The 10,622-nt window shown below is 37.4% G+C and carries 10 protein-coding genes; all 10 read left to right on the top strand.

Annotation, left to right across the window (positions count from 1 at the left end):
• Positions 1-372: hypothetical protein (locus FEZ08_RS12260; protein WP_206750550.1), on the top strand; the 372-nt coding region annotated here is incomplete at its 5' end.
• 13 nt (positions 373-385) lie between these two features.
• Complete coding sequence (locus tag FEZ08_RS11685) at positions 386-1,093, top strand: glycosyltransferase family 2 protein (RefSeq protein ID WP_422386952.1); 708 nt, start codon at positions 386-388, stop codon at positions 1,091-1,093.
• A 1-nt stretch (position 1,094) separates the two neighbouring features.
• Positions 1,095-1,451: a DUF2304 domain-containing protein gene (locus tag FEZ08_RS11680; protein WP_138192607.1), complete on the top strand. Its 357-nt coding sequence runs from the start codon at positions 1,095-1,097 to the stop codon at positions 1,449-1,451.
• A complete protein-coding gene (locus FEZ08_RS11675) occupies positions 1,448-3,391 on the top strand; it encodes a DUF6077 domain-containing protein (protein WP_171015066.1) in 1,944 nt (647 codons plus the stop codon). The genes FEZ08_RS11680 and FEZ08_RS11675 overlap by 4 nt, the downstream gene beginning before the upstream one ends.
• An 11-nt stretch (positions 3,392-3,402) precedes the next feature.
• Positions 3,403-5,451 (top strand): DUF6077 domain-containing protein, encoded by a 2,049-nt coding sequence (locus FEZ08_RS11670; RefSeq protein ID WP_138192603.1) that lies wholly within the window; start codon positions 3,403-3,405, stop codon positions 5,449-5,451.
• Positions 5,452-5,609: 158 nt separating this feature from the next.
• A complete protein-coding gene (locus FEZ08_RS11665) occupies positions 5,610-6,365 on the top strand; it encodes an alpha/beta fold hydrolase (protein ID WP_138192600.1) in 756 nt (251 codons plus the stop codon).
• Positions 6,366-6,381: 16 nt separating this feature from the next.
• Positions 6,382-7,998, top strand: a complete 1,617-nt coding sequence (locus FEZ08_RS11660; protein WP_138192598.1) for a UDP-N-acetylmuramoyl-tripeptide--D-alanyl-D-alanine ligase — start codon at positions 6,382-6,384, stop codon at positions 7,996-7,998.
• Between the two features lie 117 nt (positions 7,999-8,115).
• Positions 8,116-8,829 (top strand): glycosyltransferase family 32 protein, encoded by a 714-nt coding sequence (locus tag FEZ08_RS11655; protein WP_138192596.1) that lies wholly within the window; start codon positions 8,116-8,118, stop codon positions 8,827-8,829.
• A 14-nt stretch (positions 8,830-8,843) separates the two neighbouring features.
• Positions 8,844-9,854 carry a glycosyltransferase family 2 protein gene (locus FEZ08_RS11650; protein WP_138192594.1) on the top strand — a complete coding sequence of 337 codons (1,011 nt, stop codon included), beginning with the start codon at positions 8,844-8,846 and terminating at the stop codon, positions 9,852-9,854.
• 59 nt (positions 9,855-9,913) lie between these two features.
• Entirely contained in the window at positions 9,914-10,618 is a 705-nt protein-coding gene (locus tag FEZ08_RS11645; RefSeq protein WP_138192592.1) for a YaaA family protein, read from the top strand.
• Positions 10,619-10,622: the final 4 nt, after the last annotated feature.

The following is a 10,622-nucleotide window of genomic DNA, read 5'->3' as shown; positions in this document are numbered from 1 at the left end:
ACGGGGATTAGAACGGAGTATGTAGGAGCAAGTGTAGTGAATAATGACTTGCGATTACAAGTAGTAACATTAGATGGAAGTGGTGCGACAGTACCACTGAAAAATGTAAGTGCGAAATATGTAAATATAGCGACAAAAGAAGAAGTTGCGGTTACAGTGAGTGCTGTATCTGGGAATGCACGAAGTTTTTACTACACTGTAGGAACTGAGGCAATCAGTAAAGGTGAGTACGAATTGGTCATAGACCAGAATGGAAGTAACATGCCAGTCTGGACATACACGTTGACAAGTAAGAACTACACGTTAGGAAACGGAAAGACGGCAGAGATTAAATCGGTAAATAATACTCGACTGCGAGTTGTTATTAAATAAACTTTTTATTGAGGTGAAGAAGTTGAGAGTATTATTAGTTATTCCAGCGTATAATGAAGAAAAATCTTTAGGGAAATTATTAAGTACTTTAGATGAAAAATTTCCGCTTTATGATTATGTAATCATAAATGATTGTTCTAAAGATAATACAAAAAAGATAGCAGAACAACATACTGAAAGAATTATTGATTTACCTATTAACTTAGGTCTTTCGGGAGCAATTAAGGCTGGCATGCTATATGCATACCAAAAAAATTATGACGTGTGTGTGCAAATAGATGGGGACGGCCAACATTTGCCAGAATATATAGAGCCACTAATTAGAGAGTTAGAAAATGGATATGATATTGTAATTGGTTCACGTTTTTTAGACGGAAAAAAAGAATATCAGCAGACTCTGTTTAGGAAAATAGGTGCTAGTTGGCTTCAATTTATTGCTAAATTACAGTCTGGACTTGTATTAACAGATCCCACTAGTGGGATGCGAGCATATAATAAAAAGGTTTATGAACAAATTATCATGGATATGAATGCAAAACCTGAGCCAGATACAATTGTTATGTTTGCTCGAAATGGCTATAAAGTAAAAGAAGTGCCAGTTGTAATGCAGGAAAGATTTGCTGGGAAATCCCATTTAGGAGGGATTTTTTCTTCAATGAGATATATGATCCACACAACTATTGCGATTTTACTCAATCCAAGAAGAAAGATAGGTAAATAATATGAATCTTACATTAAGGCTATTATTAATTATTGCGTCAATACTCACTTTCTTATATATGTGGGTCAAGGTAAAAAAATCTCAAGTGCAAATTAGTGATATTGCAGGATGGTTCTTGATAGGAATAGGCTTAATTATTATTGCAATATTCCCAGGTTTAGTGTCAATTTTTACAAATTTGTTTGGATTCATATCGGATACAAATGTAGTGTTTTTAATAATGATTTTCCTTCTTTTTATCCTAACATTCAGACAAATGTTGCAAATTTCTAAGCTTAAGGCTCAAAATGAATTGTTAGCCCGAAAAATTGCAGTTTTTGAGCTTGATAGTAAAGAAAGTAGGGAAACAAAGAAATGATTCTAAATGCTATTGTAATATTTATGGCAATACTTGCACTATTAATTTTTGATTTTATTGGCTTTTCAATAAAAACACGTATTAAATTTCTGGATAATATCTCTTCGCAAATTGTTGGATATATATTGTTTTTTGGATTATTACAACTATTTACAACTCCTTTTATGTTAATGGATGCCCCTTGGATTATTTTGAAGATAATTTGCATTGTACTAATAGTTATTCTTTTTGGAGCAGCCTTGTTTTTAACACTAAAAAATAAAAAAAATTATTTAAAATCTTTTGATAAAAAAAAGGTTGTATTGCTTATTTGTGTATCAGTTTTTTTCGTTCTGTTTTCATCAATAACATTTAATGTATATAGCAAGGGGGGAGATGGCGCGTATTGGATGGCTATGTATAATGATACAATTAGTACTGGAATGATAAATAGCCAAGTTCCAGGTAGTGGTGTAATGCAACCTTTCTTTGACCCACATTTCCTATCTTCAAATTATGTATTGATTTCTACAATAGCCGATGTTAGTAATATAAATCCATCAATTATTGCATATTCTGTAATTAGTTTGCTAAATATTGCGTTTATAGTATTTGCTGCTTTTGATGTAGTTAATACTATATTGAAAAAAAGCAGGTGGGAGATAAAAATTTTCCTAGCTATGGTTATTTTATGTGCAATTTTCTTTATTAATTATTACTTTCCTCTGGTTTTTGCCCCGTGGATGGGAAATGGATTTACCAAAGCACTTGTTTTAGTTGCGATTGTTCTTTTGTATAATATTTCTTTTAAGACGTCAGCGATTCTTATTAAAATAGGTGCTATTATAATTTTTAGTTTAGCAGCATTTTCATTTAGTTCAACAACGTTTTTTATTGTTGGAGGTTATTATGCAGTTGCAATTATAGCTGATATAGTAATAAATAAGAAAATAAAAAGAGATGTTGTGATACCATTGATTATAGGTATGTTAGTGTTTGTGTTGTTAACATTAGCGCTAGTAATTAAACAGCAGATAACATCCGGTGGTGGAATTTTAGGCCGTATTGCTATTGAAAGTCAGCAAGAACCTTATAATATTTTTTCGCTAAGCAATTGGAAAACATATATTAAAACATTTTTCTTTATCCAATATCCAGTTTCAATTGTTGCTGGAATTATTTTAATTGCAAATTGGAAAAAACTTCAGGAGTATTCAGGATTAATTTTTTGTGGTATATTATTGATGTTTCATTGGGTTCTAGAAGCGCCAATCTTTGAACCATTAATATCTAAGTTTATAACTACAGGATTATTATACAATCGATTTCCTGATGCAAACTTTGTTGTTGAATTAGTTTTTTTGTTTCTGGTAATATTTGTAATCGTTAGAGAGACGAAAGCTAATTATTTTTTAACAATTATTGCTGTATTGGCGACTGCATTTACTTTAATATACCCAGGAATAAAAAATGAAAACCTTGAATTTCTATTTTCTCCTAAAACTTTCGTCGAAAGACTTCAAATGAATGTAAAACCGTTCAACTATCAGATATTTGATAAGGAGCTTCTTGAAATTGCCCAGTCTTTAGCAGAAATAGATAACCCGCATTTGATTGCACTACCTTCCGATGACTTAAGAGCAGTAATTCGAGCATACGATTCAAATGGAGAACTTATGATGAGGAGAGAGTTCCCTTTAGTGCCATCAAGTGAAGATGAGTTTGTTGGATGGAATTTCTCTGATGATTTTACCCAAGATTCAGATGCCGAACAATTAAATCGATGTATATATAATGAGTTTTATGAATATGAATGTGACGAACTTGCACCAATAATTATAAGAAGAGATGGAATCGACTTTTTAATTACATATTCTGATTCAAAAATCAATGATTCTTTGGAAAATTTATATCCAGTTTTTTTAAAAAATTCTAAATATATTATTTATAAGACTTCATAAAGGAAGTGGGAATGAACATGTGGATTATTCAAACAGTAATTATTGTTTTGGCGATCTTTTTAATATCACATGTAACAGGAAGTAACTTTAAAAAATGGATGAATATCCGTAGTGATTGGAACATTCACTACGGGTTTGTCATTTTGTGTGCTTTTTTCTGGATAATATCGGTGCCAATGCAGCTTTTGCATGTCTCATGGACTGCTTTTTACATAGTTATGACTGTAACCTTACTCGTCTTCATAGGAGCACAAGTATTTTTATACTTTAAATGGCGTGGTAAACAATCGTTTAATTATAAGAGGCTGTTTCCGCTCATTCCTGTTTTAATAGTAATAGCGATTCATCTATTTATCAACTTAGGAGCGTGGAATCCGGATAATGCTTATGGCGATAACTTATTTTATATCTCACAATCGCTACAACAAATTGGAAGCAACTCAATCTATTATTTGGAACCATCAACTGGGGTTCTTGGCAATTACCTGCCGGTTACTTACTTGTTTTCAAGTTGGGAATTACTTATTGCATATCTCGCGGTTACTTTCCAATTAGATGTTGCTATCATTACTAGCGTTGCTGCTCAAATAATAATTGTCAGTATTGCCTATATTTCTGTGTATTCACTGGCATATACATTATTTAAAAAACGCGCAGTTGCTATATGGTCAGTTGTCTTTTTATTTATTTCAATCTTGTTTTCGTATAATACTACTGGGAAACTAGAGGAGTACCTGCTTGATGGCTGGTTCCTATTCTTCGCCCATGTTGGGAAAGTTGGATTTAAATATATTGTTATTGTAGGCTTTTTTGAATTGTTTGTCCTAGCTTTTCAAAGAAGAAAGGTTCTGGCGACATTTGGCATTCAGTTCGTTGTTGCCTTTACAGTCTATATTTTGGCCGGGAATTCATTTAGCCAATTAGCATTTGTTAATCAGTTCATTTTACTTGCACTTTTCACTTTCCTCATGATATTCTACAAAATAAAATGGCGTAATTTCAAATATTTATTGATTGCATTGATTCCGTCAATTGGTTCATTACTGTTATTCTTGGGAACAACTAATTTATGGGAGAAAATAATTAATATTTTTTCAGAAAACTCACAACTATTTCCGGCCGCAGCGGATGCAGCCGAAAATAGCACAAGCTTGATTAGTGACTGGCTTGTACAAATAAGTAACTTCTTTGGGAATTATTACTGGTATGTACCTTTTTACTTCATAATCGTTATGTTGATAATAGTCTTTGCATGTGTAAATTATTTAAGTAAAAAGAAAATACAAATGATTTCAGCGAAAGAAGAAAGTAATGTATTTTTCTTTTATGTTGTTTTTCCACTTACATTTTTAGCAATAACGCTTTTTAATCCATGGGTTATGAAAATATTGATTTTCGGAGTTATTGAGTTTGGCTATAAGAGATTGCTCGGTAACTTGATGCTCAACATATTTGTAATTATGTTTCTGGTATGGGGTGTGTACATTTATACATCATTGCTGGTTTCAAAAAAATGGCATTGGATATGGAATGTTGTTGTAGCGGCAGGAATCCTTTTATTTGCCCTTTTCCCAAGCCGCTTGAGTTTATATCAATATTCTAAAACCGAGGAGCGTCTGGATAACCGGAAATATGTCAGTGTGACCTTTGATGGGCAAATAGATTACCAAAAACTGCTGGACAATCCATATAAATTGGATCAAGTGACAATAGATATTGGTGATTATATGGTTGCTAAACCAGAAGGCACCCTAGCATTGATTGAATATAATATGTTTTATGGACCAACTTATCTGCGAAACTATATTCAAAACATAGAAGTGTTTAACACCCGTTATACTAAATTCCAAGATGATGAAAAGCAGGCTGCTTATAAGCGCTTAAATGCTTTTGTAACAAAACAGGAGTTATATGATAATGTACAAGCTGACTTACTTGAGCAGGAGATTAACTATGTAATTGTGCAGACGGATAAAACAAAAGTTATAGATAAATTAGAAGCTTTAGGCTATAGTATTGAAACAACTATTTCCGGTTACGTGATTATAAAGATTGCGTGATTTAGTTTTGATTAAGAAGTTTAGAGGCGAGACTGCACAAGGCAGGTTCGCCTCCTTTTTTCTCCCGAAAACATCTCTACTACCGTTTTTGGTTTTTTTTTGCTATAATGTATGAGTTAAGGTGCTTTATTCACAAATTTCGAAGGGAGGTCCCAAGTGTGCAGGTTGAGATAAATGGAGCGGTGGTTAATTATAGTGTTGCCGGCGAAGGTGCTGATATTATTTTATTGCATGGCTGGGGGCAGAATATTGCGATGATGGATCCGGTAGGGGATTTTTTAAAGCAATGGTTCCGAGTTTGGATTTTGGATTTTCCTGGATTTGGTGAGAGCAGCGAGCCGCCGGTAGCATGGTCAGTGTATGACTATGCGGATATGTTGCATGAGTTTCGAGTGCAGCATGGAATTGAGCGAGCAGTGCTGATGGGGCATTCTTTTGGTGGCCGGATTGCGATTATTGAGGCGGCGAGATTTCCGCTGGAAATCGAGAAGGTTGTGCTTTTTGATGCGGCTGGGGTGAAGCCGAAGCGTGGTGTTGATTATTATGCGAAGGTGTATACTTACAAGGTTGGTAAGCGGGTGCTTGGGCTGCCGGGCTTGAAAAAGCTGCAGCAGAAGGTGGTGTCACGTTCGGGGAGCAGCGATTATCAGCAGGCAAGTGATGTGATGAAGCATACTTTGTCATTGGTTGTGAATGAGGATTTACAGTATTTGATGCCGAAGATGACCATGCCGGTGTTATTGATTTGGGGTGCAGAGGATGATGCTACTCCGGTGAGTGATGCCAAAAAGATGGAGGCGCAGATGCCGAATGCCGGGTTGGTTGTTTATGAGCAAGCGGGACATTATGCGTATCTGGAATGTTTGCCGAATGTGTTGCGGGTGTTGGATAGTTTCCTGACACCGAACAAGTAATTAGAGGAGATATGTCATGCCAATTTTTACGATTATTTTATTATGTTTGACAATTGGAGCATGGGGCTGGTATACAGCATTATGTTACTTAGAGAGCTTGCATATGTTTCAACAGAATATTTATAATACTGGACGATATTTTGGTTGGATGGGCGGTCATCTGCGCAAAGTCTTGCCACTGGAAGATTTTGCACCGTATTTAGGGATTGTCTTGATGTTTGTGATGCCAAATGTTGTCGGGGTTTATTTAGGCTTCGGGATTATTATTGCTATTTATGTTGTTTTGGCGGTATTGCGGATTATTTTAAGTCGCCGGATTTTTGTGAAGAAGCCTTTGGTTTTTACGCCGCGGGTGATTCGTTTGGTGATTACTTCAGTGATTATTTATGTGCTGATGTTGGTTGCGGCTTGGACGATTAGTTTCTTGGTGACCGGTGAGTTTGTCACGTTTTTGATTTTAATTATTATTTTTAATTTCCTGAATTATTTTATAGTTTGGGTGGCGAATGCTATTAATGCGCCGATTGAGGCAGCAATCCGCAAGCGGTTTGTTGATGATGCGAAGCGGAAGATTGAGCAGATGCCGGAGTTGCGGGTAATTGGGATTACCGGTAGTTATGGGAAGACGACTTCAAAAAATATTGTTAATCACCTGTTGTCAGCAAAGTATTATTCTTTGATGACGCCGGCAAGTTTTAATACGCCAATGGGATTAACGATTACGATTCGTGAGTATTTGAAACCAATCCATGAGGTGTTTATCGCTGAGATGGGTGCGTATAAGCTTGGTGAGATTAAAGAGTTGTGCGATATTGCTCATCCAAAGTATGGCATTTTAACTTCTATTGGGCCGCAGCATTTAGATACTTTTAAGACGATTGAAAATGTGCAGAAGACAAAGTTTGAATTAATCGAAGCTTTACCGGCTGATGGTGTAGCATTCCTGAATATGGATGATAAGATGATTGCTGGCTATCAGATTCAAAATACTTGCCGGGTGGTGACACTTGGTATTGAGGAAACTGATGTTGATTATCGTGGTGAAAATATTCGTTTTGATAAACACGGGATGACGTTTGATATTCGTGACCGCAAAGGAATTATTTATCATTTCCGGACTAAGTTGATGGGTACCCATAATGTTGCTAATTTCTTGGCGGCATTTGCACTTGGTATTGAGCTTGGTGTGGAGCCGGAAGCGATGCAGCGGGCGGTTGGCACGATGCCAGCGGTGGAACACCGTTTGGAGTTGAAGCGCCAAGGTGATATTACAATTATTGATGATGCTTTTAATGCCAATCCAGTTGGTACTAAAATGGCGCTTGAGGTTTTAGCGCAGATGGATGGGAAGCGGATTGTCATTACACCGGGTATGATTGAGTTAGGTGAGCAGCAGTATGAGCTGAATAAGGCTTATGGTATGTATATGAAGGATACGACTGATTTTGTCATTCTGGTTGGCGAGAAGCAGACACAGCCGATTCAGGATGGTCTGAAGGAAGTTGAATATCCGGAGGTGCAGATTTATGTTGCTCGTGATTTACAGGATGCTTTGGCTAAAATGCGGGCAGAGATTGAGGTTAATAGCTATGTGCTGATTGCCAATGATTTGCCGGATAGTTATAATGAATAAATTTGAAAACCGGGAAGCGCTCGTCGCTGCCCGGTTTTTTCTGTTTTTTCCCGATTTAAATTTGTGGTTGAAACTGTTATACTATAGTGGTAGATATTATTGGTTAGGAGACGAGGTATGGCGATTCAGAATGTTGTATACTATTGCTGGTTTGGGAGTACGGAGAAGCCGGCGGAGGTTGAGCAGTATATTGCCGGCTGGAAAGCGGTGCTGGACGGTTTTAGTTTTGTAGAGATTAATGAAACTAATTTTGATGTGAATATCAATGATTATGTTCGCGCTGCTTATGAGGCAAAGCGGTTTGCTTTTGTTAGTGATTATGCCAGACTTTATTTTCTGAATCAATTTGGTGGCTGTTATTTGGATACTGATGTTGAAGTATGTCGGCCACTTGACGAGTTTCTGTCTTTTGATGATAGTATTATTTTCTCGATGGAGCAGTTTGATCATGAGTTGACCGGGGTGAATACCGGTACGATTATCAGTAGTGCCGGTCATCCGTTGTTACAGCAATTACTGGCAACTTATGATGACGAGCTTTTTAGTGATTTGGGCGATGCGACGCTGACAATCAATAAGCGGATTACTGAGGTTCTGGTTAGCGACTATGAGCTTAAGTATCGGGATGCGCGCCAGCATTTGGCCGGGTCTATTGAGATATTTCCGAGTTCAGTTTTTTGTGTCGAAAATGAGGAAGCATATACGGTTCACCGTTATGCTTCCAGCTGGCGTACTCAACTTTCACCATTACGGAAAGTTCGACGGCGTATAGGACAATTTGTTAAGAGAATTATCGGGCGTGATCGTTTTGCCCGGTGGTATAAAAAATAGAGAGGTGGGTCATTATGCCAAAGTTAAGTGTTATTGTGCCAGTGTATAATGTTGAGCAATATATTGATACTTGTTTGGAAAGTTTGGTACATCAGACATATGAGAGTCTTGAGATTATTGTTGTTGATGATGGGTCAACTGATGGCTCGCTTGCTATTGTTAAAGTGTATCAGGAACGTTACCCGGAGTTGATTCAGGTTTTTGAGAAACCTAATGGTGGTTTATCGGATGCCCGTAATTTTGGTTTAAAGCATGCTCAAGGTACATATATTGCTTTTATGGACAGCGATGATTGGGTGACGCTCGATTGTTATGAGAAATTGATGTATAAGGCATTGGCGAAGAATGCTGATATTGTTTGTACAGATATTGTTTATGTTTATGAGGGGCGGACCGGCGAGAAGAGCGGCGGGCCGCAAAAGGGAACGATTAAGCGGGAGTATCGCGATTTTAAGGAAGCGATGCTGGATATTTTCCCGATGGCGCAAAATAAAATTTGGCGCCGTGTAACACTTCAAAAGTATGGTATGCAGTTTCCGGAAGGTTTGTACTATGAGGATTTAGTATTTTTCTATCAATTGTATCCTTTAATTAATAAGGTGTCTTTTGTACATCAGCCGTTATTTTATTATCGGCAACGAAGCGGGTCGATAACTAGCACTTTTTCTGAGAAGGTGATGGATATTGAAGCGGTGTTCAGTCAGTTAGTGGCTTGGTATAAGGAACATGATTGTTATGATGAGTATTACGATGAACTGGAATATTTAATGGCGCGGAATTATTTGGTTGCTTCATTTGCACGGGTGTTGAAGGCACCTGACTTTGAAACGGTTTATCGATTAGCTTCGAAACTTTTTGATGATCTAAATAGCCAGTTTCCAAAGTGGCGAAAAAATAAATATGTTCGTTATGGTAGCGGCATGCGTAATTTATATTTGCGGCATTTACGACGTTGGAACTTGAAACTGGCGTTGCGGATTCTGTACAGCCAGCCGTGGTTGGTTCGGAAATTGACGCAAAACTAAACAGATTGTTGGTAATGGGCGCGCGGTTGCGCGCCTTTTAAGATGGAAGGAATGTTGATATGCAGATTTTATTATCACCGGCAAAGACGCAGCGACAATTGGTATCGCCGTTAGCAATGACGACTGCAGTTTATGAGCGTGATGCGGAGATGCTGGCAAGAAAGTTGAAGAAATATAATCATGCAGACTTGCAGGAGTTTTTTAATATTTCTGAGAAACAAGCAGCAGAGGTGCATGGGATGTTTGCCAATTTTAAGCAAGGGACACCGACGCCAGCATTTACGACGTATAGCGGGGCGGTGTTTAAGTCGATGAAGCAGGAGGAGTTTACTGAAGCAGATTGGCAGTATGTAGCTGAGCATTGCGCTATTTTTTCTGCTATGTATGGGTTGTTGCGGGCAACTGACGGGGTGAAACCGTATCGGTTGGATATGAAGGCGAGTCCGCTGGAAGATAAAAGTTTGTACCGCTTTTGGGAGCGTAAGGTCAATAAATTACTTGATGATGATGTTATTATAAATGTAGCGAGTAATGAGTTTGCCAAGTTAATTCAACGACCACATATTTCAATTGATTTTCAGGAGCAACGCGCGGGTCAGTTCAAGCGAATTGCTACTTATGCGAAGATGGCGCGGGGGCAGTTTGTCGCGCAAATGGTGAAAGCTAAGGTTAAGGATGTTGAAACCATTAAATCCTTGCGATTTGATGGTTACGTATTTAATCCCAAACATTCAACGGCAGATGTATTTACGTTTACAAGATAAAGGG

The organism is Culicoidibacter larvae (genome assembly GCF_005771635.1).
Taxonomy (GTDB): domain Bacteria; phylum Bacillota_I; class Bacilli_A; order Culicoidibacterales; family Culicoidibacteraceae; genus Culicoidibacter; species Culicoidibacter larvae.
The sequence above is the reverse complement of the archived record's forward strand: the minus strand, read 5'-3'. Positions and strand labels throughout refer to the sequence as shown.

Bases quoted from the DNA above. Each gene is read 5' to 3' on its own strand.
- FEZ08_RS11645 (WP_138192592.1), top strand. From the start codon at position 9,914: ATGCAGATTTTATTATCACCGGCAAAGACGCAGCGACAATTGGTATCG.
- FEZ08_RS11660 (WP_138192598.1), top strand. From the start codon at position 6,382: ATGCCAATTTTTACGATTATTTTATTATGTTTGACAATTGGAGCATGG.
- FEZ08_RS11655 (WP_138192596.1), top strand. From the start codon at position 8,116: ATGGCGATTCAGAATGTTGTATACTATTGCTGGTTTGGGAGTACGGAG.
- FEZ08_RS11675 (WP_171015066.1), top strand. From the start codon at position 1,448: ATGATTCTAAATGCTATTGTAATATTTATGGCAATACTTGCACTATTA.
- FEZ08_RS11650 (WP_138192594.1), top strand. From the start codon at position 8,844: ATGCCAAAGTTAAGTGTTATTGTGCCAGTGTATAATGTTGAGCAATAT.
- FEZ08_RS11670 (WP_138192603.1), top strand. From the start codon at position 3,403: ATGAACATGTGGATTATTCAAACAGTAATTATTGTTTTGGCGATCTTT.
- FEZ08_RS11680 (WP_138192607.1), top strand. From the start codon at position 1,095: ATGAATCTTACATTAAGGCTATTATTAATTATTGCGTCAATACTCACT.